Below are 23,857 nucleotides of genomic sequence, written 5' to 3'. Positions count from 1 at the left end.
CATGCGCTGCTCAGAACGTATCAGGACGCTCAGCGCTGGATTCCGGCAACCTTCTCCATCTCCTCGAGCGCGGTGTCGAGATGGGTCAGCAGACGTTGCAGGCTCGGCAGCTGTGCCCGGGCCCCGATCAGTCCGAAGTTCACGTGGTCGGCGGTGCTCGTCACCGTGATGTTGAGTGCCAGGCCCTCCATCGGAATCGACACCGGGTAGACACCGTCGAGACGTGCGCCGTTCCAGTAGAGGTGCTCTGACGGGCCGGGCACGTTGCTGATGATGATGTTGAACTGCGGCGGGGTGTACTGGACGAACCCGGGCACCGTGGCGAAGGCCAGCGGCGCGAAGTTCGCCGCTCCCAGCGCAAGTGCCTGCAGGGGCTTCAGGCCGCGCACGACCTCTTTGCTGCGACGGGTCGACGCCACGATCGTCGCGAGCCGGCGTTCGGGATCGGGTTGATCGGTGGCCAGGTTGACCATGATCGCGGTGACGGAGTTCCCGACCTTGTCGGAATCGGTGTGCATGGACACCGGCACGGAGGCGATCAGCGGCTTGTCGGGGAGGGCGTCGTGATCGATCAGGTAGGAGCGGAGCGCGCCGGCGCACATCGCGACGACGACGTCGTTGAGCGTGATCTGCAGCTCGGTGGTGACCGCCCGTAGTCTGTCGATCTCCCATTGCTGAGCCGCGAAACGGCGAGCGCTCCCGATCGCGACGTCGAGGATGGTGCGCGGCGCACCATTGCCGGGCCCGACGAAATCGGGATCGGTGAGACCGCGCATCGCCACCTTCGCGGCGGCGGGGGCCATGCCGATCACCTGGCCGCCGACGTCGAGCGCGCCCCGCACTCGCGAGCCGAGGCCGGCGCTGGAGCCGTGAGACCGCCGCCGGGAGAGATTCGGGTTCCACGGGGCCGTGCCGCTGCGGTCGTCGGGATCGGTGGTGAGGGTGCGCTGCAGCAGCTTCAGCGCCGAAACGCCGTCGACCAGCGAATGATGCACCTTGGTGTACAGCGCGACCCGACCGTCGGCGAGACCCTCGACGACGTGGAATTCCCACATCGGCCGGAATCGGTCGAGGAGCGCACCGTGCTGCAGCGACACATAGCGGAGGAGTTCGCGGACGCGCCCCGGTGTGGGCAGCACCGCCCGGCGGACGTGGTATTCGAAGTCGATCTCCTCGTCGAACGACCACGCGACATTGCCGAGAATCGTCACCGGGGATGCCGGACGCTTCCGGAACAGCGGCTGGACGTCGAGGCACTCCTGGAAGGTGGTGAACATCTCCTCCGCGAGCTCGGTGGCCGTCTGGCCCTCGCGTGGCACGAACAGCTGGAGACCGCCGACGTGCATCGGTTGTTCGCGGGTCTCGGCGATGAGGAACATCGATTCGGTGATCGGCATGTAGGGCATGAGGGCGACCTCCGGATCGAGCAACGGGCACTGCGGTTCCATCAGTATCAAGGTGTGTCGCGGTCGGGGGCCGGGAATGACGAACACGGGTGGGCCGGGCCCTTCGTGACGACCGCTCGTTCCTCGCGGTCTCCCCAGGGGCCAATGAACGTCGGTCCCTGAGGAGGGCAGCTTGGCGACTGACGCCGGTCCCTGAGGAGGGCAGCTTGGCGACTGACGCCGGTCCCTGAGGAGCGAGCTTGCGAGCGTCACGAAGGGCGTCGCCTACCGTGAAGCCGTGCATCCGGCATCGCGGGCGGTCCTCGCCGCACTCGTCGTCGTCGAGCTGATCATCACGGTCGCGGCGACCTGTGTCCACGTGATGTCGGCGGGGCGGGTCCTCGACACCGACGACGTCCCCGACCATTCGACCGTCCTGGTTCTGGGTTCTCTCGTCGAGGACGACGAGCCGGGTGACTACGTACGGGGCAGGCTCGACACCGCGATCGAGCTGTACCGGGCCGGTCGAGCAGACCGGATCATCAACTCCGGCAACGGGATCACCGGCGAGGAGCCCGCCGTGATGCGGCGGTACATGGAAGAGCGGGGCGTCGACGGCCATCTCATCGCCGACGACCCGGGCGGCCTGGACACCGTGGCCAGCTGTCGGCGGGCACGCGACGAGTTCGGGGTGCGCCGAGCGGTGATCGTCACGCAGGACTTCCATCTGTCGCGTGCGATCGCGCTGTGCCGATCCGTCGGCGTCGACGCGACGGGCGTGGAGGCCGGATGCGAGTGCCCGATCCTGACCGTCGTGCGCAACCACGTGCGCGAGTTGCTGCTCGCGCGTCCGCGAGCCCTGCTGAGCGTGGTGACCGGGCGCTGAATCAGGAGGTGCGGCCCGGCAGCGGCAGGCGTGGCCGGCCGGTGAGGTACGACGACCCGGGGAGTCGTCGGAGGATCTCGACAAGCAGCAGCGAGCCGCCGATGGTCCCGACGTAGGCGACGATCGTGCCCCACGGTTGGCCGAACGTCTCGAGAATCCAGGCCTGTCCACCGGACTGCGGCTTGAGGATGAAGAACAGCACCAGCACGTGGGCGAGGAAGACGCTGAACGAGCGGTTCGATGCGTAGGAGACCGCGCGGGCGAAGCGTGGGGTGAAGTCGCGCCAGTGCGTCGCCCAATGGGCCGCGGCCGCGTACAGGCACGCGATGGCCACGACGAGGAACGGCAACAGATACGGATAGAACGCGGAGTCGTTGTCGTGCACCGGTTGTCCGCGGAACCACACACCGGTCAGATAGGTCCCGGCGGCGATCGTCCCGGTCACGAGCAGTGCCCCGAACAGCCACCAGCCCTTGCCTTCCAGCCACCGCGCGATCGCGTCACGGTGTACCGCGGCGACTGCGCCGTAGAGGATGAAGAACTGATACGGCACGAAGGTGGCGTAGTGGTGCCACCAGTAGTCGGAGATCGGGGCCGGCGGCTGCCAGTAGGTGATGGCCGCGGTGATCGCCACCTGCACTCCGAGTGCCGCGGCAAGCAAGAGGCCGTGATGGCGAGCGGTGGCCCGCACGAGGAACAGGACCAGTGGGAAGAGCAGGTAGACCTGCAGCATGACGAAGAGGAAGTACATCTGGAAACCCGACAGGCCCCAGCCGACGAGACCGGCGAACTCGCCGAGGCTGTGTACGGGGTTCGACACGACCTCCGCGATCCGGCCCTGCGCCCACACCTTCTGGACGAGCCAGTAGACGGCCGACCAGATGATGTACGGGAAGATGACCAGCTTGATCCGTCTGCGCCAGAACTCCGTGGCGCGGAAATCGGTCTTCTCGTAGTTCTGATACATCAGCACGAAGCCGGTCAACGCGAAGAACGTGTTGCGCGTGAAGTGCAGCAGCAGCGAGGTCGTGTTGACCGGCAGGCTGGTGAACTCATCCGTGGTCTGGGTGAGGCAGTGCACGAAGATGACCAGCGAGAACGTGGTCGCCCGGATCAGGTCGACATGATGCAGGTAGGCGCGCTTGCTCGCACTGCGGACCGCATCAGCGCTGCGCGTGAGGCTGCCGGTGGCCGTCGTGGCGGCGGCACTGTCCTGTCCCGGTGCGTACGTGGTCATGCGTGCTTCTTCGCCCCAACCCTTGACTGGATCCCGGTCCGAGGGGTCTCGGCCGCGAGTCCTCGGGCGCTCGTCGCATCTCGGTGGCGATCCGTGCCGCGCGGCGCGGACGCCCGGGCACGAGCATCGTGGGAGACCCTAGCAGTCCAACCTGGGGACAGCCTGAGATGCAGGTCGGGCCGCTGTCTCCGCCTGCGGGTGACGATCAGAATGTGACCGGGATCACCACCAGTGCAACGACTTTGCGAGGTCTGCCTCGACGGCGGGGATCAGGCTGCGTACGAAGGTCGCCGACAGGTGGTGATAGTCGTGCCATACCAGGATGTTGCCGACGACGGCCGGGCAGTAGGTCGGTCCGCACATGGCGTCGGAGTAATCGAGGAAGTTCATGTTCGGGAACTGTGGCGCGATGGCCGCCGCGGGGTCGGTCGGCGCGAGGGCGAGATCGCGCGACACCCCGCACACCTGGGGCTTGCGTCCCTCGGCGAGACACTCCGGCGGCTTGAGCTTGCCGTGCGCCCACGGGTTGTCGCGGACCGCGATGACCCGCTGCCCACGGTCGCGGAACTGTCCGAAGGTGTCGGTGTAGTCCTTCGGCACGTAGTCCCCGCGCGCACCGGGGCCCTCCTCGGGCCGGGTGGAGTTGGTGAACACGACGTCGGGCTTGTCGACGGCCAGGCGGTCCATCACACGCTTCGACCAGTCGTTGCACTGGTAGTACTTCTGACCGAACCAGATGAAGACATGGCTGGTGGTCAGGGCGCACCCCACCTTGAGGTAGGTGGTGACCTTGAAACCGCGCCGTTTGCCGATGTCGTCGAGCGCGGTGATCCAGTACTCGGCATGCGAACCACCGACGAGCGCGACGGTGCGGGTGGCGTTCTTGTCGCCGTACACCCCGACCTTGATCGACGGGTCCTTCCATCCGCTGATCACCGAGTCATATGACGTGATCGGCCAATCCTTGTCCACCACTTCGGGACTGGGCTGCGGGTCGACCTTCGGCACCGGTGCGCCGTCGAGGAACGCCCGCGCGCCCGGATAGAGCCGTGGGTCGAGATTCTCCGTGTTCACCGTGGCGTTGGCGGCGTTGCGCTGCCAGATCACCACGGTGCTGCCCGCGACGATGGTGGTGATCAGGATCAGCGCGAGCAGCGCCCGGCGGTAGCGCGGCCCGAGAACCGTCGACTTGCCGGCGCGCATCGGGGCCTCGACGAAACGGGTTGTCGCCCATGCCAACACCACGGACACCGCCAGGATCGCCGTGCCCTCGAACCAGTTGACGTCGTCCTGGTACCGCCAGCTGAGATAGAAGATCAGCAGCGGCCAGTGCCACAGGTACAGGGCGTACGCGATGGATCCGAGCCACACCAGGCGTGGATGGGCCAGTGCGCTGCTCACCGACGGGGCGTTGACGTTCGACGACGACAACGGACGAGTCGCCGCCGAGCCGGTCCAGATCAGGATGAGCGTGGCGCCGACCGGCACCAGGGCCATCGCGCCGGGGTACTCGGTGACGCCGGCGATCCACCAGCCGCAGGTGATGATCAGCGCGAGCGCGACGACACCAAGCGTGTTGCGCACCCACGCCGGCAACGCGACCCGCGGCATCCACACGGCGAGCAGACCACCCGCCAATGGTTCCCACAGTCGGGCGACGGTGTCGTAGTAGTTGAACGGCTGATTCACGCCGTGGCGGTAGTTCGCCCAGGCGAACGACACCACCGCGACCGCGAGCAGCGCGGTCCCGACGATGCCGCGGACCACCGCCGGATTCGTCAGTGCGGGGATGCGCCTCGACAGCGCGCGCAACACACCACCCAGCGCCAGTGCGCACACGAGGGTCAGTACGAAGAACTGACCCTGCATCGACATCGACCACAGGTGTTGCATCGGACTGTTCGCCGAGTCGGCGGCCTGATAGTCCTGCGAATCGAACGCGAGATGCCAGTTCTGGTAGTACAGCGCGCTGGCCTGGACCTCGGAGCCGAGCGGTCCCCAGCGTGTCTTCGGCATGACCAGCGCGATCATCGCGGTGATGAAGACCAGCACCACGAGCAGCGCAGGCAGGAGGCGACGGACCAGTCGCCAGAGTCGCGGCCACGGATTGACCGCCGCCGACCACGACGTCGACGCCGGTTGCGTCGCGAGGACGTGCTTGAGCAGCGATGCGACGAAGAAGTACCCCGAGAGCGTCAGGAAGACGTCGACGCCACCGGATACCCGGCCGAACCAGACATGGAAGATCGCGACCAATGCGATGGCGATACCGCGCAGGCCGTCCAGATCCAGCCGGTAGCCGGAGGTGTTGCCCGTCGCGGCGTCCTCGTTGGGGGTCGCGGGGGTGGTTACGGCCGTGCTCACAGGCTGCGATGCTACTTGGCCGCTGCCCTGTTTCCGGTGAGCAGCCACCGTGGAGCCTCTCCGAAACGGAGTAATCGGACACGCATTTGTGCGGGCTGCGCCTAACCCTTCACCCCGCTGCGGGGTGACGGCACGCTGACGCCGACACATCACACCGCACAGACAGAGGGGTTTCGCCATGGCAGGAGAAGGACAGTCGGGAGACGCACGCCGGACGGTGGCGATCGTCGGCGCGGGACTGGCGGGGACGAGCGCCGCACTCGGGTTCACCGACGCGGGGTTCGACGTGACGCTCTACAGCGACCGGGATCGCGAGTCGCTCCGCGACAAGGTTCCGCCGACCGGCGTCGGGGTGTTGTTCGGAAAGCCGCGCGAGTGGGACGCCGAGATCATCGACGATCTGTACGAGGTGGGCAACACGACCGGCATCAGCGTGCGTCTGCACTCGGGCAGCGGGGCGGATCGCGCCGACGTGCTCGAGTTCAATCCCGACTACGGCTATGTCGCCCAGGCGGTGGACCTACGGCTGCGTGCCGACGACCGGCTCGGCCGATTCCTCGACAAGGGCGGTCGGTTCGAGGTGACCTCCGTCGACACCGACCGTATCGACGCCATCGCCGGCTCGCACGACCTCACGCTCGTCGCCACGGGCAAGGGCGGGCTGTCCGCACTGTTCCCGGTCAACGAATCCCGCACCCATTACCGCGAACCGCAACGCAGGCTCCTGCAGGTGACCCTGACCGGTCTCGACCACGGCCCGGACACGTTCGCCTACCGCAGCAGCGCCGGCGGCGACCATTCGCTGTTCAATCTCGACAGCGAGAACGGGGAGATCTTCGTCGGTCCCTTCCTGCACAAGGACGCCGGGGCGACCTGGTCCTTCATCGTGTTCGCCAAGACCGACGGCGCGTGGGCAGCCAAGGTCGACGAGGTCGAGGACGCGGCCTCGGCCCGGCAGACGATCCTCGACATCTTCACCGAGTACTTCCCGCACGACGCCCCGGCGATCGAGAAACTCCAGGTCATCGAGGCCGATCCGGTCTCATGGCTCAAGGGCGCGGTCACCCCGACGGTGCGCCACGCCGTCGCCACCACGCGGGGAGGTCACACGGTCGCGGCGATCGGTGACACCGCCATCGCGGTCGATCCGGTGGCCGGGCAGGGGGCCGCGAACACACTCATCCAGGTCGCCGAACTCGTCAAGGCCGCCAAGACGCACGACGGAGAGTTCAGCACCGACTGGCTCGAGGCCGAGTTCGAGAAGCACTGGCAGCGGCGCGGGTGGGCCGCCGTCGAGGTCACCCGCCTGTACCTGGGAGATCCCGACTACGCGACCCACCTCGAACTGTCGTTCCCGGCCGCGGCCGTCGACACCAACGTCGCCTCGGCGCTGTTCGGCCTGCTGTCGGACCCCAACCCGTTGCTGACTCTCGGGAATCGCGACGACGTGCTCGGGTTCATCACCGCGGTGTCCGGCGAACCCGCCGACGACGTCCTCGGCCGTTTCGAGCCCGCCGGACGGTTCAGCTCGGCGACAGAATCGGCGACCGCCGTGAGCTGAGCTCGGAAGCGGCGGCCGGCCGCCGTGAACGCTCCCACACACGACTGAGCGAAGGCATCCGCTTGTTCGTCCCCCGGGAATCGTCTCATCCTCCAGCACGTGGTGGATGTGGTCATACCCGGGGGAGGAACGGCGGACCGACCGTCGGTCGAGTCGCGGCCGACCGCCGATGGCGAGCGAGCGTTTCGACGTCACCGCCTCCGGCTATCCGGTGGTTGGTGGGCGACATGCCGCGATCACCGCGACGCCGCGCCCCGGAGGTGACTCGACATGGTGTCGATGAGGTTGAGGTACACGCGGTCGCCGGTGCAGGCCGCGGCGCTCGTCGTCGGGGTCCTGTTCATCGTCGTGGGTGTCATCGGCTTCATCCCCGGAATCACCACCCATGTCGACGAGTTGGACCCGGCCGGGCACCGATCGGACGCACAACTGTTCGGCGTGTTCACCGTGTCCGTCCTGCACAACGTGCTGCATGTGGTCTACGGAGTGGCGGGAATCGTGATGGCTCGCATCGGTAGGTGGTCGCATCTCTACTTCATCGGCGGCGGCCTGCTGTACCTCGCGCTCTGGCTCTACGGCCTCGCAATCGATGTGAACAGTCCAGCCAACTTCATGCCCATCGACAACGCCGACAACTGGCTTCATCTCGTCCTCGGGCTGGGCATGGTCGCGTTGGGAGCCCTGCTCCGGTCCCGGCGTCCGCGCCCGTCCGAGATCTCCGGCGACTCGCCGAGGTAGTACCGGCGTAGTCCCCACCTGCGGTGCGCACGTGGAAGATGGTGCTGCACTCCCTGTTTGGTTCCTTGTTGACGATGTCCCAGGCATTCTCGTCGCCGTTGACCGGCGCGACGCTCAACGAACGCCTGATGGAGTGCGGCGTGCGGAAGAGTGGTGCGGCACGTCTGGATCACGGCGCTGCCGTGGTTCGCACGTGCGGACTATCCTGAACTCCGTGGCTGCCGACCAGGATTCGGGCCGACGCGGGGTCCGGACCGTGCTCAGGGACAACGGTCTGCTCCTGGCATGCCTCGGCCTGTTCGCCGTCTTCTTCCTCGGCATGGTGGTGTCCGGCTGGCATGTGTACAACGAGGAGCAAGTGTCCCACCAGTCCGCCGAGATCTCGCTGCCGCAGTATCTGCGGACCGGAGAGTTCGTCGAGGCGACGTTCGAGAACTGGGAGTCGGAGTTTCTCCAGATGGGGATGTACGTCGTCCTGACGGCGTTTCTGTATCAGAAGGGGTCGTCGGAGTCGAAACCCACCGACCACGATGCGCCCCAGGATGCCGATCCCCGATCGAGGCGATCCGATCCGGACGCCCCGTGGCCGGTTCGCCGTGGCGGCGCCGTTCTGTGGGTCTACGAGAACTCGCTGTCGGTCGTGTTCTTCGTGCTGTTCTTCGCGTCGCTCGCGCTGCATGCGCTCGGCGGTGCACGAGCGTACAGCGAGGAACAGCGACAACACGGCGAGAGTGCGGTCACGGTGTGGCAGTACCTCACCACGTCGCAATTCTGGTTCGAGTCGATGCAGAACTGGCAGAGCGAGTTCATCGCGGTGGCCGCCATCGTCGTGCTGTCCATCGTCTTTCGCCAGCGCGGATCGGCCGAGTCGAAACCGGTGGCCGACCCCCATCTCGACACCGGCGCCTGACGACCGAGGTTTGGGTCCACGGGGGCCGGGGAAAACTATCAGAGCACGCTCAGCCGATGCGGCATGCACATGTGCGTGCCGCATCATTCGACGGAAGGTGCTCCTATGACGTCCGAACCCGACACCACGCAGGAACCGCTGGACCCGGCCGACGGCACGCAGCATCCCGACGACGCGCGCGAGAAGGTCGACGAACTGGAGGACAAGCACGTCAGCACGCCCGACCCGGGAAAGGAGCCGGTGGTCGATCCGGCAGCCGACCAGGAGCCGGACGATGAGACGGGCGGCGACGCCGAACCGCCGGATTGATCGTCCGTCGTCTCGTCAGCCCACGTTCGACTCATTCGTGTCGCACACGACAGGCATCGCCACCCGCAACGGACCAGAACAGAGGTGCACATGTCCATCACGGCCAGCAGAGCGGTCGCGCATCCGACGCTCCCGTCGCCGAGAGGGCCGCTGTCCGAGCGTCTGATCGATTCGCTCCGGCACGGGACTCCGGTCGGATTGCCCGCAGATCTGGAGGGCGCCCGACTGTATGGCGACGATCTGCAACTCGCCCTGTACGTGGCGTATGAACTCCACTACATGGGTTTCGTCGACGTCGACGACGATCGCGAGTGGGACCCGGACATCCTGCGTTACCGCCGGGAACTCGAGCGCGGGTTCTTCGACTCCGTGCGAACCGACGTCGGCGATCTGGCGGGGTCGTCGGCGGAGTCGGAGATGGCCGAGTTGAGCATTGAGCCGACGACCGGTGATGGCGTGTCTTTTCGGTTGCGCGACAGCGGGACCTGGGAGCAGTATCGAGAGCTGTTCGCGCTGAGGTCGCTGTACCACCTGAAGGAGGCGGACCCGCATGCGTGGACCATTCCGCGCCTGCGGGGGGCCAGTAAGGCTGCGTTCGTCGCCGTCGAGTTCGACGAATTCGGCGGCGGCCGTGGCGATGCGGTCCACCAGGAGTTGTTCGCGGACCTGTTGGAGGCCGCCGACCTCGACCCGACCTATCTCGGCTACCTCGACGCCGTGCCGGGGTGGGCGCTGGCCCCGGTCAATCTCATGAGCGGTTTCGGCCTTCATCGTGCATCGCGGGCGGCGGCGGTGGGTCATCTGGCCGCCACGGAGATCACGTCGCCACCCGGCTCGCAGCGGCTGCTGACTGGCCTCGAGAACTTGGACGCGCCGGAGGCATGCCGGCACTTCTATCGCGAGCACGTCGAAGCCGATGCGGTGCACGAGCAGATCCTGCGCACCGATGTCGTGGGGTCACTGATCCTAGGGGAGCCCGAGCTCGAATCCGATGTCGTGTTCGGTATTCGTGCATTCCTCCTCGTGGAGGATGCGTTCGACGCGAATCTGCAGGCCGCCTGGGACGCGGGAACACCTGTCGTGGGATGACATGGCCTGCCGAAGCTCGCTGGCGTGAAACGTCATCCGTCACGACGTCGACGTCGATGACTGGTGTCGCACAGGGGATATCGGCGACTTCGGCCGCACGCGCACACCGCCACCATGAAGCGATCCGACTGCACGCGCGTGCCGTCGGGCAGTTCGATGTCCACGGGCCCCGGGATGAGCACCGGCCCCCCGCGGATCACCCGAACCGGAAGACGTTCGCGCTGTTGATCGTTCATCGTGAGGATCCGCCCGGCATCGGCTTCTTGTCCGCACGGATGACGGCCAGCAGTTCAATACGCCGACCTTTGTCCAGCCTGCCACCAGATTCCAGCCATGCGGCATGCGCCGACAGCACCGGCCCGAACGGTATGTGACGCTCCATTACAACGTCGGCGGCGAGACCTGCCGTGCGGAGAGCTGCCACGGATTCATCTATGCCGGCGAACTCGGACTGCACCACATACATGTGGCCACCGGGATTGAGAAGGTCGGCGGCCGTCGAGCACACCACATCGAGCACCGCACGCCCGTCGACACCGGCCTCCCACGCAGCACGCGGTAGCCCAGGTTCGCGAATCCGTCCGTCCGGTGGTGACGGAACATACGGCGGATTACACGTCACGAGATCGAACCTGCCCCGAAACGTCGCCACGTCACCGTGGCGTACTGCCACCCGATCCGAGGAATCGGTGCACAGTGCCCGAGCCACACGAACAGCATCGTCCGATGCGTCGACTGCGACGACCGACCGAGCGCCGAGGTGCGCGATCGCACGAGCGATCACGCCGCTCCCGGTGCACAGATCCGCCGCGACGGCGCCGACGGCGTGGTTGCTGTTCTGGACCGCCTCGATCAGTAGGTCCGAATCATGTTGTGGCCGATAGACCTTGCCGTGGTCGAGAAGGTCACAGATCGTCGGCGTTGTGGAGGTGAACAGAGGTGCTGTCGTCGGGTCGTCCCGATCGGCGACCGAGGTCACGTCACCGACCCGGCTCGTCGTCGCGATAGAGCTCCTCGTAGTGCTGCTCCTCCTCGACGGTCACCTCGGGCTGCAGTGGATCCTGTTGAATCCGTGTATCTCCCGGCTGGCGTGCGGAGATGTAGCGGCTCGTACCGAGGAGCGCGATCGCGACGATGGCGACGATTGCTGCGCTCAGTCCCCACCAGGGGGCCGAGGAGTGGTCTCCCGCTGCCGAGCCAATCGCCAGGACGACGAGGACGACCGCGACTATCAGAATGAGATAGCCGGTGAAACCCATCGCCTTCAGCGCCTTGGCGTACGGTGCGGGGCGACGAGCGGTCTCTCCATCGCGCATGTGTCCGGTGTCCTTGTGCGTCGACGCGTCGGTGGCGCGACCGTTCTTGTTCTGACTCATCCGAAAATCCTTCCTCGGCCGTCGTCGACGAGCGCGCCCGAGACGGACGTCGCGCGCCGCTCACGTACGGATGTCCCGTGCACGACGACGACGTCGTCGACCTGTTGTGCACAATGCGCACAGCAATAGAGTGCTGATCCGATCGCGACACCGTGACCCATCACTCGACATCCGCAGTGCGCGCACAGCGGTGCCAGCGCGGTGATCGCGCACTCGAAGCTGTCGAAGGTGCCGTGGACGTCCCTGTCGTCTCGGTTGATCGTGATCGTCATGCTGTGGTCGTCGTCATTACCGCAGACGTCGCAGATGGCCATGGTCGCTCCGTTCTCCACCGACGGCGGATCAGGTCGGTCGGTTACCCGCACATGTGCGATCCAAACCCAGGGGATTGCGCTGGACCTCTCCGAACGAGCGACGTGCGATTGACCCACCGCCGCAGCGGGTACCGCCCCATCGTGACCAGAGCACAACGACTTCCGCGCTTCGACGGCGTCCGCCTGGTGGTGGAGCCCGGCCTTCCGGCATCGGCAGCGGATCAGGCCGAGAGCACGATCGAGAAGGTTCTCACCGACCGCACCCTCGACTACCGGGGTGTCACGGTCGCTCCGGAAACCACCTTGCAGATGCCTCCCCGGGACGATCTGGCCACCGGCGCCGTCACGGACGCGGTGGAGGACACCGATGCTGTCATCTTCGTCACGGAATCACCCAGGGTGCTTGGCAAACGTATCGTCGCCGTGGAGATCGACCACGAGAGATCAGCCGCCGTGATCTCCTCGCCCGCACTGGGGCTGTTCCCGGGTCGGGCGATGCCCCGTATCGTCACCGCGATCGTCGACCGGATGATGGGCGGACAAGCCGACCGCCTGCGGCGAGCACATACCTGGGAGCGGTCGGGGGACGGGTCCACCGAGTTTCTGTTCGACCGCGGGGTCCTGAGTCATCTGCGTGTCGTGGCGGGGATGGTGCGCGGCAATCGGCCGTGGCGCCTGATACCCACACTGACCGGTCTTACCGCGGCGGCAGCAGCGGCCGCGTCGTTCGGCGTGTTCTTCTCCACGATCTGGTCGATGGCGAATGCGTTGAGTCCGTGGCGGCTGGGACTGATCGCGGTCCTGTCCGTGGTGCTCACCTCCACTTGGCTGATCGTCAACAACCGGCTGTGGGAACACGGAAACGACAAATCGGCGTGGCGTATCCACATGTACAACACCGTGACCGCATGCACCGTCGTCTCGAGCGCCGTGGTTCTCTACGCCGGATTGTTCCTGGCCACGCTTGTCGCCGCGCTCGCGGTGATCGACTCCGAGTACATGGCGGGCGCCCTCGGTCATCCGGTCGGCATCACGAACTATGTGACCCTCGCGTGGCTGGCGACATCGATGGGCATGTTCGCAGGAGGAATCGGGTCGAGTGCGGACAGTTTCGACGATGTGCTGAGGGCGACGTATGGGTACCGTGAGCGGATGCGGCGTCGCACCGCCGACGAGGATCGTCGACGACTGGACGAGAGGTAGACCAACCGACGGGTTTCGACGAGCCGTCGCGCGGGTAAAGAATGGCGTGACAGCACGGTCGGGCACATGAGGAGTATCTGTGAGCGAGAACAGCGGAGCCACCGCCGAACGGCAGGTGATCGGGGAGTTGACCCACGCGGCCGAGGCGCCGGTCGAGCTCTCGGTGCCGGCTCGTTCCGACCGGTTGCCGATTGTTCGTTCGATGGTGGAGCGGACGCTGTTCATCGACGACTGGTCGGTCGATGATGTCGCCGACGTCAACCTCGGCATCGACGAGATCTGCTCGCAGTTGATCATGGTCGCCGCACCGGACACCCGGCTGTCGATCGCGCTGAACGTGGGCCCACAGGGCGCAGTGGTGCAGGTCGACGGAGTCGTCAGTCGCGAACTCGGGCTCGACACATCGGGATTCGGTTGGCGCGTCGTCGAGACCGTGACCGACGCGCAGACCGTTTCGTACTCCGATTCGGGCGGCGACCGACAGGTGACCGTGCATCTGGCCAAACACCGCGTCTGACCACACGGAAACCTGCCGGACAGGGTCGCCGAGCAGTCAGTGGTGCACCTGCTCGGCCATGGCTGCGCCGGCCTCGCCCACGGTGTCGAACACATGACACGACGCCGTGAGGCCACATACCTCGATCGGTCGCGTCACCATACGGCCGCCGACGACGGCCACCGGGATGTCATGGCTCTTCGCGTCATCACAGAAGCGCGACAGGATGGCCAGGCCCGACGCACTCAAGAAGTCGACAGCCGACAGGTCGAGGACCACACCTTCCGGCCTGCCGGACAAGACTCGATCGAGAGCAGCGGTGAAGTCGGCGGCCGACAGCATGTCGATGTCGCCGGAAAACCTCTGTACGCAGTACATTCTGCCCGCGGAGAGGTTGCGTCCGGCCTGCCGGACGACGGCGGGGACGTCTGCCGATCGATAGGAAACGTGAGCGTTCAAAGTCATGCGCGTGCCCGTTCTCTGTAGTCATCGAGTCAGACGGGACACGTGGGCAGTGCAGCCTCAGCTGGTCCCGTCCGCCTGCAGCTGCTGACTGAACCGCTGTCTCTCACCGTACGACTCCGGCCCTCGGTCTTCAAGGGATGTTTGATGCCGATCGGCGGCGGGTAGGTCGTAGTGTCGTTCGTGTAAACCTGTCGCTTGTGCGACCACGTCGTCGAATGACGAGCCGTCTTGTTCTCCGTTCCTCCAGGGAGGTGCTGATTGTCGTCTCCGTTGCCACAGAAGCCGCACGGCTCACGAGATGACGACTACGCAGACGTCGTGGGCACCTTGCAGGCCATGCGCGACGAGACAGATCCAGCAGTCAAGGCCGAGATCAGAGATGCAGCGGTCGAGCGGTGTCTGCCGCTTGCCGAGCATGTGGCGCGGCGATTCAGCGATCGCGGAGAGGCCTTCGACGACCTGTTGCAGGTCGCGCGCATCGGGGTGGTCAACGCGGTGGACCGGTTCGATCCGGAGCGTGGAGCAGGCTTCCTGTCGTTCGCGGTACCGACGGTCATGGGTGAGGTGCGCCGGCATTTTCGCGACACCATGTGGTCGATGCGAGTGCCTCGTCGCGCCAAGGAGACGTCCCTGAGCATTGGGAAGGCCAGTGACGAGTTGGTGCAGCGTCTCGGTCGCTCGCCGCGGCCGAGCGAGCTCGCCGACTACCTGGATCTGCCGGTGAGTGAGGTGATCGATGGACTCATGGCGCGGTCGGCGTACAACGCCAAGTCGATCGACGCCGAGCCGGACGACGATGAGGGACGCTCCATACGCGACACCCTCGGCGACGACGACGAACGTCTGCAGCGTGTCGACGAATTCGTCACGCTGCGACCGGCTTTGGAACGCCTTCCAGAACGCGAGCGGCGGATTCTGTCGTTGCGCTTCTTTCACGCCATGTCGCAGAGCGAGATCGCCACGGAGGTCGGTATCTCGCAGATGCACGTCTCCCGATTGCTGTCGCGGACGTTGACGGCGTTGCGTGATGAGCTGAGCACGGAGCCCGAGGAACAGGCGTGAGATCTCGTCGTGGCGCGATTGTGTGACAGCGGGCCGTGACCCCGCAGAGGGTCACGGCTTGAGGACGACCTTCACGGCCCCGTCGGCCTTCTTCTGGAAGATGTCGTAGGCGTGTGGCGCATCGTCGAGCGGGAGTTCGTGCGTGGCAAACGAATCCACACCGAGTGGGTCGTCGTCGTGCAGAAGGGGCATGATCGACGGAACCCACTTCTTCACGTTCGCCTGCCCCATCCGCAACTGGATCTGCTTGTCGAAGAGTGTCAGCATCGGGATGGGGTCGGCGGTGCCGCCATAGACCCCGCTCAGGGAGATCGTTCCGCCCCGACGCACGATGTCGATCGCGGAATAGAAGGCCGCGAGCCGATCGACACCGGCTTGCTGCATCAGGGGCTCGGCCACCGCGTCCGGAAGAAGCCCGACCGCCTGTTGCATGAACTTGTTGATCGGTGAGCCGTGAGCCTCCATGCCGACCGCGTCGATCACTGCGTCGGTGCCGCGACCGTTGGTTCGATCGCGGATGACGTCACCGAGGTCGTCGACCTCATCGAAGTTGATCGTCGGGATACCACGTGCGTCCAGACGCGTGAGTCGTTCCGGTACCCGATCGACGGCGATGACGTCGGCGCCCTGGTATGCGGCGATACGGGCTGCCATGTCGCCGATCGGTCCGAGGCCGAGCACGGTCACAGACCCGCCGGGAGGGATGTCGGCGTAGGCGACCGCCTGCCATGCCGTCGGCAGGACGTCCGACAAGTAGACGTAGCGGGAATCCGGGGCCTCACCGGGAACCTTGATGTGAGTGAACTGGGCCTGGGGCACCCGAAGGTATTCGGCCTGACCGCCGGGCACCGACCCGTACAACTTCGAATAACCGAACAGCGCTGCACCCATGCCCTGCTCGCGAACCTGGGTTGTCTCGCACTGGGTGTAGAGCTCCTGGCCGCACATGTGGCATGCGCCGCACGAGATCTGGAAGGGGATCACGACGCGGTCACCGACAGCCAGATGTCCGGCGTCACTGCCCACTTCCTCGACGATGCCCATGGGTTCGTGACCGAGGATGTCGCCGGGCGACATGAACGCGCCGAGCACTTCGTACAGGTGCAGATCCGATCCGCAGATGTTCGTCGACGTCACCTTGATGATGGCGTCCGTCGGCTCCTCGATCTTCGGATCGGGAACGTTCTCGACCGTCACGTCTCGTTTGCCCTGCCAGGTGACTGCGCGCATGTGGTCCTCCTCCGCGGGTGAGCCCGCTAGATCCGTATTCGGGGCGTGCCCGGTGGACGCCGGCGTCAAACCTCGCTCACCGTCGCGGGCGTCGATCGGAACGGCCATGACAGGGCCGAGTCGATGAGAGACAATCCAGTGGTGTCCGAGACGAGCGGGAAAGAGCAGGGGTACCGGCCGGCAGGAATCAACACCGACCAGCATGAGCATGGTGTGCACGGGCAGATCGCCCGCCTCGCGCGCCGCCTGCATGGGACAGCTGGGGCCGCCGGTGTCTCTGATCCGATGGTGGTCCTGTCCGAGGTGACCCGAACGGCGGTCGACGTGTTGCCGGGAGTCGATCACGCGGGGATCACCCTGGTCCGCCGGGCCGCCCGCGGTGATCGCCCGGCGGCGTTGGAATCGACGGCCGCGACCGGTCCGATACCCGAACTCGTGGACAAACTGCAGCACGACTGCGGCGAGGGACCGTGCTTCGATGCGGTGTGGATGCATCAGACCAATCGAATCGACGACCTCTGGACGGAAACCAGGTGGCCGCGTTTCGTGTCCGCGGTGCGCGGGTCCACAGCAGTGCGGTCGGTGTTGTCCATCCAGTTGTTCGTGACCGATCAGGAACTCGGTGCGCTGAACCTGTATTCGGACGAGGTGTCGGTTTTCGATGCCGTCGCCGAGGATCTGGCGACCAATCTCGCCACGCATGCGGCGATCGCGCTGTCGACTGCGCGCCGCAGTGATCAGTTTCGCAGTGCGCTCGCCTCGCGCGACATCCTCGGCCAGGCCAAGGGCATCCTGATGGAGCGGTACGGCATCGACGCCCTCGCTGCATTCGACCTGCTCCGCCGCCTGTCGCAGGAGACCAACACCCCGGTCACGGAACTCGCTCACAAGCTCGTCGAGGTCGACGACGCGACGTGAGGTCGCGTCGCGTTTGCCGGGTGTGAGGCCCGGGTAGTCCCGGCCCCATGAGCGATGAGCAGCAGCACGCGCCCGAGACCATCGAGTATCCCGGCCGTACCGCGGAGATGCCCGATGAGCCGCGTGACGAGATGCGTGCCTATCGAGGGGCGAGATCTGTTGTCGGGGAAGGTGGCACTCGTGACCGGTGGCGATTCCGGCATCGGGCGTGCGGTCGCCGTCGCGTTCGCCAAGGAAGGGGCCGACGTCGCCATCGCCTACCTCGAGGAGTCCGACGATGCGCACCGCACTGCCGAGTTGATCGAGGCCGAAGGGCGCAGGGCGAGAACATATAGCGGCGACCTTGCCGACGCTGCGCACTGCATCGATGTAGTCGGGCGGACGGTCTCGGATCTGGGTGCGCTCGACATTCTGGTCAACAACGTGGCCTTCCAGAATCCGGTCGATGACTTCATGGAACTCGAGCCCGAGCAGTGGCGCCGGACGTTCGATGTCAACATCGACAGCTTCTTCCACACCACCCGTGCTGCCGTCCCGCACCTGACCGGCGGGGGCGCCATTGTCAACACCGGATCGATCAACGGTCTGCGGGGCAACAAACAACTCATCGACTACTCGGCGACCAAGGGCGCGGTGACCGCACTGACGTACTCACTCGCACAAGCCTTGCTGGAGAGGCGAATCCGCGTCAACTGTGTTGCTCCGGGACCGGTGTGGACGCCACTCATCCCGGCGACCATGCCCGCGGACAAGGTCGCCGACTTCGGCGCGCAAGTGCCTTTCGGCCGCGCAGCGCAGCCGGATGAGATCGCCCCGTCCTACGTGTTCTTCGCCGCCGATCAGCTGTCGTCGTACTACTCGGGCGAGGTCCTCGCACCCATTGGCGGCGAGACCCTGCCCGGCTGACACTCACTCGTAGGCCGGATAGCTGTTGTCGGACAACAGACGTGCGAGGTGGGCTGCGTTGCGCGCGGCGGCATTCGTGGCATCGGCCACGGCGCTGGGAACGGTGTCGAGGTCTTTGAAGTCGCGACCACCCATCGCCTCGTCGTTCCAGTAGGTGCTGCCCTGCGCCGGCACGCTGAAGCCGATGTCGTTCAGCGCCCCGAAGACGTCCGCGATGATCTTGTGTGCGCCGTCCTCGTTGCCGACGACCGCGCACATCGCCACCTTGCCGAGCATGCTGGGACGTCCTGCATCATCGGTTTGGGAGATCTCGGCGTCGAGACGCTCGAGGACCCGATGGGCGACGCTCGACATCTGTCCCAGCCATGTCGGCGTCGACAGGAGCAGGATGTCTGCGTCGAGTACACGCTCCACGATGTCGGGCCACGCGTCGCCGTCGCCCATGTTCCGCTCGACTCCGGGGAATATGTCGTGATCGACCGCACGGATCATGCTTCCGCGAACGCCCTGGGTGGAGAGCGCGTCGAGCGTTTGCCGCGCGATCAGTTCGCTGCTCGACGGGCCGGGTGACGGCTTGAGAGTGCAGGTGATGGCAAGTGCTGAGGGCATGGTGTCCGGATACCCCGCTGAGGTGACGGGAAACGGTCAGGCGGTGTGTCGTTCCGCCAGCATGGTGAGGCGTCGCAGACATTCGTCGAGTCGCGGCGCCATTGCCGTCTGCTGGACGACCGGCGGTATCCAGCGCAACGGGGCGGTCTCCACGAATTCCTCCATCGTGACGAGCGTGCCCTCGTCGTCCTTCTCGATGGTCAGCACGATGCGCGCCTTGCCGAACGGCCATGCCGCCGCGGACAGCTCCAGTAGACCGGCCTTGGACTGCAGAGAAACTGTCTCGTCGTCGAGCAGCACCGGCCAGAGGCCCACGGAATGATGGATTCGGGTGCCGGCCTGCGGCCAGTCCGGATCGACGTCCCGGATACGTGAGCTACCCACGACCCACGATCCGTAGAGCCAGCCATCAGACAACACCGACCAGACCTGAGCCGGTGTCGCATCGGTACGTCGGGTGACCTTGTTCATTGTTCTCCTGTCTCACCGCATCAGGTGATGCAGTGTCTTTCGGGTGAGGTATCGGCGCGGTAGTCCCCGGACGCCTGCTGATCCGAGCGCCGCGCGTGCGGCGTTGGTGCCGCACGCACCGTGGACACCGCCGCCGGGATGGGCGGCTGCGCTCGCCAGGAAGAGTCCGTCGATGGGTGTGCGGGCACCGCCCAGGCCGGGAGTGGGGCGAAAGATCAGCTGCTGGAACAGTTGTGCCGTGCCGCCGTTGACGGCTCCGCCGACCAGGTTGGCATCGGACGCTTGTAACTCAGTGGGTGTCTGCACCTGTCGGTCGACGATGCTTGCTCCGAATCCCGGTGCGTACTCCTCCATCACGCGGTCCATCCGGTCGGCGAGAATTTCGGCGGACCGGTCGTCGACCGTGTTGCGGGGGAGATGGCTGTAGGACCAGGCGCTCTCGGTGCCGTCGGGGGACCGTGTCGGGTCGGCGGTCGTCATCTGGCCGAACAAGAGGAACGGATGTTCGGGAATCGTCCCGGTCTCGATGTCGGCCGTGGCGCGGGTGACGTCGGCGAAACCCGCACCGACGTGGACGGTCCCCGCGCCGGCGAGATTGCGACTGTTCCAGCCGATCTTGCTGTCGAGCGCATAGTTGATCTTCACGACCGGCGTGTCCCATTCGAAGGCCTCGAGGTCGGTCAGAAGGCGAGCGGGCACGTCCGACGGCGACAGCAGGCGGGAGTAGAGCGCCGGCGCGGAAACATTGGCGAGGACGGCGCGTCGGGCACGCCATCGGCGACCGTCCCGGGCCGTCACACCCGTCGCGCGTCCGCCCGTCACCTCGATGTGTTCGACCGGACTGTCGACGACCACACGCGCACCGGCGGTTTCACACCGGCGCCGCAGAGCCGCGGACAGTTGACCGGAACCTCCGACCGGTACCGGGAAGCCCGAATCCTGCGCCAGCATGGTCAGCAGATAGCCCATCACGCCGCTGCCGGGAGCGTCGAGCGGGATGTCGGCGTGCAATGCGTTGCCCAGGATCAGCAGTCGTGCCTGATCACTGCGGAACAGTTCCCGGACCATCTGACCGGCTGGGAGCACGAGAAATCGAACCAACCGCAACGCGGCGGGGGTGCCGACGGCCCGCAGGAGACCGATGACGCCGGCGATGGGCGGGAACGGCCGAAAGAGCAAGCCCAACAGGGCGGAGCGGATCTCATGCCACTGCTCGACGAGTTCGAGCCACGCCCGGCCGTCTCGCGGATCGTACGAGGCCAGGTGGTCCGCGGTCGCTGCGACCTCGGGATGGACGACCGCGGCATGCCGATCTTCGGGACCGTTCGGGTGTCCGAAAGCCAGCGGCGCTCTGCTCCACCGCAATCCGTGAGAGGTCAGATCGAGATCGTCGAAACCGGGTGACGCGACGGCCAAGGGGTAGAACGCACTGAAGAGGTCGGTGATGTACCCCGGCGTGTGCTCGGTGCTGCGGACCGCGCCGCCGACCTCGGACTGTGCCTCGAGGACGACGACATCCCATCCGGCGTCGGCAAGCCGAGCCGCCGCAATCAGGCCGTGGTGACCTGCTCCGACCACCACGGCATCCGCGGTCTCCATCCACACCTCTTCCCTCAGTGTCTGCTCCGTCGATGTCTGCGTTGTCGATGTCTGCTGGAGATGTAGCAGTGCCGAGGTGTGTACCCACACTCGCGAGTGGTAATCGTGCGTGGGCGTGGCCCGTGTCGGGTATCACCGGCCGATGACCGCTCTGATGTGGCACCCGCGCGTCACGGACCGACGACTGCGCGATCTCTGCGCGGATCGGCCGGTGGTGATCACCGGGGCCGGCTCAGGAATGGGACGGGAACTGGCGTGCCGGCTCGCCCGATGCGGGGCTGTTCTGGAACTCAGTGATGTCGATGGCGCGGGCCTCGAGTCGACCGCCGCGCTGTGCCGACGGCCCGGCACATCGGTCCGGACACACCGTGTCGACGTCGTCGACATGCAGGCGGTGCGCGATCATGCCGACGACGTCGTCGCCCGCCGCGGCCCGCCGTCTCTGGTGGTCAACAATGCCGGGATCACCATGGTGGCGGGCATTCTCGACGAGGACGACGAGTACAGCCGTCGTGTGATGTCGGTGAATTTCACCGGGATGGTGAACGGTACCCGGGCGTTCCTGCCGTACCTGAGACGCGCCGGTGGTGGGCACATCGTGAACATGTCCAGTGCCTTCGGTCTTCTCGGCTCTCCCGCTCAGGCGAGCTACTGTGCGTCGAAGTTCGCCGTTCGCGGGTTCACCCAGACCGTGCAGGACGAACTCCGCGCCGCGAAGTCGGGCGTGGGTGTTCACGTCGTCTACCCGGGGGCCGTCCACACCCCGATCGCCCGAACCGCCCGCTACATGGATCCCGGGGTCCGCGACTACGTCACCCACGGATTCGATCGTCGTCTGCCGGGCACCAGGCCCGCGGCGGCCGCGGTCGCGATTCTGGCCGGAGTGCTCGCCGGCCGTGATCGGATACTGGTCGGGATCGACGCGAGGGCGATCGACATCATCGCGCGCGTCTTCGCAGGTGAGGTGCTGCGTCCGCTCGGAATCCTCGAACGGCCGGTGTTCGGTCCGGTGGTGGGACGTCGCGATGGGTGACCCGTCTCGTGCGGGCCGCGTGCAGGAGTCAGGTGTCGGTGCCCGGCAGCGGCCGCGTCGCCGGCCCCTCGAGTACTTCTCCGGTATGGGCGAATCGGGACCCGTGAAGTGGGCAGTCCCAGCTCTGCTCGGCATCGTTCCACCGGAGTACGCCGTACAGGTGGGTGCAGATCGGTGTCACCGTCGTCGTCGTACCCTGCACACGGCAGATCCCGCGCGGAGTGAGTCCGGCGTGCCCGACGGAACCCTGCCCCTCGCTTGGCGACTGATCGGGTGATCCGAGCAAGGCGAGATAACCCCCGACGAGGTGGGTCGCGACGGACAGATTCGTGGTCGCCGCGGACGCTGCGGATGCGATCTCGGATGTTCGCCAGGTGTCGAAGCTCCGTGCCCATTCCTGACGGGAACCGAGGAGGCGTCCGGTCATCGCGAGGGCCGCGGCCACCCCGTTGGTGAGACCCCACTTGGCGAATCCCGTGGCGACCTGGACGGTGTCGATGCCGGGCAGCAGAGACCCGACGTACGGCATCTCGTCGATCGAGCGGTAGTCCTGTGCCGACCATCGTGCTACCAGCCGAGCAGAGGGAAAGTGTTGTCCGGTCCATCTCATCAGGTCCCCGACGTGCTCGGCTTCGGAGGCGGCCCGTCCGACATCGTGACCGAATCCGCCTACGAGAAGCAAAGTTTCGTCCGGAGCGCCCGGACGGGGCGCGGTCCTCAGCGATACGGACGGATCGTCGGCGGACAGATACATGTCGCGGGGGATCTCGCCGGGCACGCTGAATGCGGCGGCGTAGGACCGTTGCGCATGGAGTCGGGCGAAGAAACCGCCGCGGTCGAGAAATGGTGTACCGGTGGCGATCACCACGGACTCGGCGGTGATCGAGCCGGCGTCGGTCTGCACGGTGTGGCCATGTCGTGAGTGCCGAAGCCCGCGCACGCGCACTCCTTCGTGGAGTTCGCCTCCGTGCTCGCGGAGGTCCTCGGCCAGGGCGCGGAGCACGGTCATCGGGTCGATCTGCAGCTGATCCACCAGGCGTATCGCGGCCGATGTCGGGAAAGGCAGCTCCGGACAATCGAATTCCTCGACGTCGATCCCGGCCTCGCGGCACGCGCGATGCTCGTCGGCGACACGTCGCGCTCCCGAGTCGGTCGTCGCGAAGGTCACTGCGTCCCGCTCCTCGATCTGCACTCCGCGCTCGCGGCAATAATGCGTCAACCACCCGAGACCTTCGCGGTTCGCCTCCACGTAGTCGTGAAGGGTCCGGCTGCTGTGCTTGCGCCGGATCGAGGACAGCCGCGTACCTTGCAGCAGCGAAAGTTTCCCGGTGGTGTGGCCGGTGGCGCCCGCGCCGATGTGCCGCGCTTCCACCACCGCCACGGACCGGCCCGCACGGGCCAGCAGGAGGGCGGCGGTCAGGCCGGTGATCCCACCGCCGACGACGACGTCGTCGTACCGGCGCTCGTCGAGGCCGTCCGGCACCGTGACCAGGCGCCGCACGCCGGCCGGGTCTGCGGTATCGAGCCAAAGCGTCTCCATCGGATTCGCTTTCCCGGCTGGTCGGCCGCTCAAACCGGCGGGATCGGATCGGTCGATGTGTTTGGCGGGCCCGGATTCGTGGGTACGACGAGTCGACCTACGACGAGCCGTCTACCGGTAGCAGGACGTGACATGCCATCGCCACACGATGTTTCC

General features: G+C 66.3%; 24 protein-coding genes and 1 pseudogene. 12 read left to right on the top strand and 13 right to left on the bottom strand.

Annotation, left to right across the window (positions count from 1 at the left end; genetic code table 11):
* Nucleotides 1-29: 29 nt before the first annotated feature.
* Nucleotides 30-1,406, bottom strand: a complete 1,377-nt coding sequence (locus tag EEB19_RS18910; protein ID WP_187588939.1) for a wax ester/triacylglycerol synthase family O-acyltransferase — start codon at nucleotides 1,404-1,406, stop codon at nucleotides 30-32.
* Between the two features lie 277 nt (nucleotides 1,407-1,683).
* On the opposite strand from EEB19_RS18910, the gene EEB19_RS18905 reads away from it, so the two are divergent.
* Nucleotides 1,684-2,271 (top strand): vancomycin high temperature exclusion protein, encoded by a 588-nt coding sequence (locus EEB19_RS18905; protein ID WP_262365779.1) that lies wholly within the window; start codon nucleotides 1,684-1,686, stop codon nucleotides 2,269-2,271.
* 1 nt (nucleotide 2,272) lies between these two features.
* Here EEB19_RS18905 and EEB19_RS18900 read toward each other — a convergent pair whose 3' ends face one another.
* Together EEB19_RS18900 and EEB19_RS18895 are read right to left on the bottom strand one after the other, a co-directional pair.
* Entirely contained in the window at nucleotides 2,273-3,508 is a 1,236-nt protein-coding gene (locus EEB19_RS18900; RefSeq protein ID WP_187588894.1) for an acyltransferase, read from the bottom strand.
* A 222-nt stretch (nucleotides 3,509-3,730) separates the two neighbouring features.
* Nucleotides 3,731-5,872: an acyltransferase family protein gene (locus tag EEB19_RS18895; protein ID WP_262365778.1), complete on the bottom strand. Its 2,142-nt coding sequence runs from the start codon at nucleotides 5,870-5,872 to the stop codon at nucleotides 3,731-3,733.
* Between the two features lie 178 nt (nucleotides 5,873-6,050).
* Between EEB19_RS18895 and EEB19_RS18890 the strand changes: the two genes are divergently transcribed.
* The 5 genes from EEB19_RS18890 (at nucleotide 6,051) to EEB19_RS18870 (ending at nucleotide 10,479) form a co-directional block, all read left to right on the top strand.
* On the top strand, nucleotides 6,051-7,433 hold the full coding sequence (locus EEB19_RS18890; protein WP_187588893.1) for a styrene monooxygenase/indole monooxygenase family protein: 1,383 nt from the start codon (nucleotides 6,051-6,053) through the stop codon (nucleotides 7,431-7,433).
* A gap of 270 nt (nucleotides 7,434-7,703) precedes the next feature.
* The gene (locus EEB19_RS18885) at nucleotides 7,704-8,171 is read left to right on the top strand and encodes a DUF4383 domain-containing protein (protein ID WP_187588892.1); all 468 of its coding nucleotides are present in this window, start codon (nucleotides 7,704-7,706) and stop codon (nucleotides 8,169-8,171) included.
* A 214-nt stretch (nucleotides 8,172-8,385) separates the two neighbouring features.
* Entirely contained in the window at nucleotides 8,386-9,081 is a 696-nt protein-coding gene (locus tag EEB19_RS18880) for a DUF6766 family protein (RefSeq protein ID WP_187588891.1), read from the top strand.
* Nucleotides 9,082-9,186: 105 nt separating this feature from the next.
* Nucleotides 9,187-9,390, top strand: a complete 204-nt coding sequence (locus EEB19_RS18875) for a hypothetical protein (protein WP_187588890.1) — start codon at nucleotides 9,187-9,189, stop codon at nucleotides 9,388-9,390.
* 90 nt (nucleotides 9,391-9,480) lie between these two features.
* A complete protein-coding gene (locus EEB19_RS18870; RefSeq protein ID WP_187588889.1) occupies nucleotides 9,481-10,479 on the top strand; it encodes an iron-containing redox enzyme family protein in 999 nt (332 codons plus the stop codon).
* A 32-nt stretch (nucleotides 10,480-10,511) separates the two neighbouring features.
* Here the strand turns inward: EEB19_RS18870 and EEB19_RS18865 are convergent, their stop codons facing one another.
* From EEB19_RS18865 to EEB19_RS18850, 4 genes are read right to left on the bottom strand one after another with little or no spacing between them, the layout of a single operon-like run.
* Nucleotides 10,512-10,715, bottom strand: coding sequence for a CDGSH iron-sulfur domain-containing protein (locus tag EEB19_RS18865; RefSeq protein ID WP_187588888.1), 204 nt, complete (start codon nucleotides 10,713-10,715; stop codon nucleotides 10,512-10,514).
* A complete protein-coding gene (locus tag EEB19_RS18860) occupies nucleotides 10,712-11,458 on the bottom strand; it encodes a methyltransferase (RefSeq protein ID WP_262365777.1) in 747 nt (248 codons plus the stop codon). Before EEB19_RS18860 ends, EEB19_RS18865 begins: the two co-directional genes overlap by 4 nt.
* A gap of 1 nt (nucleotide 11,459) precedes the next feature.
* Entirely contained in the window at nucleotides 11,460-11,855 is a 396-nt protein-coding gene (locus EEB19_RS18855; protein ID WP_187588887.1) for a hypothetical protein, read from the bottom strand.
* On the bottom strand, nucleotides 11,852-12,169 hold the full coding sequence (locus EEB19_RS18850) for a hypothetical protein (RefSeq protein WP_262365776.1): 318 nt from the start codon (nucleotides 12,167-12,169) through the stop codon (nucleotides 11,852-11,854). Before EEB19_RS18850 ends, EEB19_RS18855 begins: the two co-directional genes overlap by 4 nt.
* A 102-nt stretch (nucleotides 12,170-12,271) precedes the next feature.
* Here EEB19_RS18850 and EEB19_RS18845 point away from each other — a divergent pair, with 102 nt between their 5' ends.
* Together EEB19_RS18845 and EEB19_RS18840 are read left to right on the top strand one after the other, a co-directional pair.
* Nucleotides 12,272-13,372, top strand: a complete 1,101-nt coding sequence (locus EEB19_RS18845; protein ID WP_262365775.1) for a hypothetical protein — start codon at nucleotides 12,272-12,274, stop codon at nucleotides 13,370-13,372.
* A gap of 79 nt (nucleotides 13,373-13,451) precedes the next feature.
* Nucleotides 13,452-13,889: an ATP-binding protein gene (locus EEB19_RS18840; RefSeq protein ID WP_262365774.1), complete on the top strand. Its 438-nt coding sequence runs from the start codon at nucleotides 13,452-13,454 to the stop codon at nucleotides 13,887-13,889.
* A gap of 36 nt (nucleotides 13,890-13,925) precedes the next feature.
* On the opposite strand, the gene EEB19_RS18835 is transcribed toward EEB19_RS18840, so the two are convergent.
* Nucleotides 13,926-14,333, bottom strand: coding sequence for an STAS domain-containing protein (locus EEB19_RS18835; protein ID WP_187588886.1), 408 nt, complete (start codon nucleotides 14,331-14,333; stop codon nucleotides 13,926-13,928).
* A 336-nt stretch (nucleotides 14,334-14,669) separates the two neighbouring features.
* Here EEB19_RS18835 and EEB19_RS18830 point away from each other — a divergent pair, with 336 nt between their 5' ends.
* Nucleotides 14,670-15,395, top strand: coding sequence for a SigB/SigF/SigG family RNA polymerase sigma factor (locus EEB19_RS18830; RefSeq protein WP_187588933.1), 726 nt, complete (start codon nucleotides 14,670-14,672; stop codon nucleotides 15,393-15,395).
* Between the two features lie 51 nt (nucleotides 15,396-15,446).
* On the opposite strand, the gene EEB19_RS18825 is transcribed toward EEB19_RS18830, so the two are convergent.
* The gene (locus EEB19_RS18825) at nucleotides 15,447-16,625 is read right to left on the bottom strand and encodes a zinc-dependent alcohol dehydrogenase (RefSeq protein WP_187588885.1); all 1,179 of its coding nucleotides are present in this window, start codon (nucleotides 16,623-16,625) and stop codon (nucleotides 15,447-15,449) included.
* 141 nt (nucleotides 16,626-16,766) lie between these two features.
* Here EEB19_RS18825 and EEB19_RS18820 point away from each other — a divergent pair, with 141 nt between their 5' ends.
* Together EEB19_RS18820 and EEB19_RS18815 are read left to right on the top strand one after the other, a co-directional pair.
* Nucleotides 16,767-17,543, top strand: a complete 777-nt coding sequence (locus EEB19_RS18820) for a GAF and ANTAR domain-containing protein (RefSeq protein WP_262365773.1) — start codon at nucleotides 16,767-16,769, stop codon at nucleotides 17,541-17,543.
* Nucleotides 17,544-17,590: 47 nt separating this feature from the next.
* A pseudogene (locus tag EEB19_RS18815) lies at nucleotides 17,591-18,449 on the top strand (SDR family oxidoreductase).
* A 3-nt stretch (nucleotides 18,450-18,452) separates the two neighbouring features.
* On the opposite strand, the gene EEB19_RS18810 reads toward EEB19_RS18815, so the two are convergent.
* From EEB19_RS18810 to EEB19_RS18800, 3 genes are read right to left on the bottom strand one after another with little or no spacing between them, the layout of a single operon-like run.
* Nucleotides 18,453-19,058: a flavodoxin family protein gene (locus EEB19_RS18810; RefSeq protein ID WP_187588883.1), complete on the bottom strand. Its 606-nt coding sequence runs from the start codon at nucleotides 19,056-19,058 to the stop codon at nucleotides 18,453-18,455.
* 36 nt (nucleotides 19,059-19,094) lie between these two features.
* Nucleotides 19,095-19,529 carry an SRPBCC family protein gene (locus EEB19_RS18805; protein ID WP_187588882.1) on the bottom strand — a complete coding sequence of 145 codons (435 nt, stop codon included), beginning with the start codon at nucleotides 19,527-19,529 and terminating at the stop codon, nucleotides 19,095-19,097.
* Between the two features lie 12 nt (nucleotides 19,530-19,541).
* Nucleotides 19,542-21,128, bottom strand: a complete 1,587-nt coding sequence (locus tag EEB19_RS18800) for an NAD(P)/FAD-dependent oxidoreductase (protein ID WP_187588881.1) — start codon at nucleotides 21,126-21,128, stop codon at nucleotides 19,542-19,544.
* Between the two features lie 142 nt (nucleotides 21,129-21,270).
* On the opposite strand from EEB19_RS18800, the gene EEB19_RS18795 reads away from it, so the two are divergent.
* Nucleotides 21,271-22,161: an SDR family oxidoreductase gene (locus tag EEB19_RS18795; RefSeq protein ID WP_187588880.1), complete on the top strand. Its 891-nt coding sequence runs from the start codon at nucleotides 21,271-21,273 to the stop codon at nucleotides 22,159-22,161.
* A 28-nt stretch (nucleotides 22,162-22,189) separates the two neighbouring features.
* Here EEB19_RS18795 and EEB19_RS18790 read toward each other — a convergent pair whose 3' ends face one another.
* Nucleotides 22,190-23,701 (bottom strand): FAD-dependent oxidoreductase, encoded by a 1,512-nt coding sequence (locus EEB19_RS18790; protein WP_187588879.1) that lies wholly within the window; start codon nucleotides 23,699-23,701, stop codon nucleotides 22,190-22,192.
* Between the last annotated feature and the right edge of the window lie 156 nt (nucleotides 23,702-23,857).

The sequence above is a fragment of the Gordonia sp. OPL2 genome (genome assembly GCF_003797825.1).
GTDB lineage: Bacteria > Actinomycetota > Actinomycetes > Mycobacteriales > Mycobacteriaceae > Gordonia.
The sequence above is the reverse complement of the archived record's forward strand: the minus strand, read 5'-3'. Positions and strand labels throughout refer to the sequence as shown.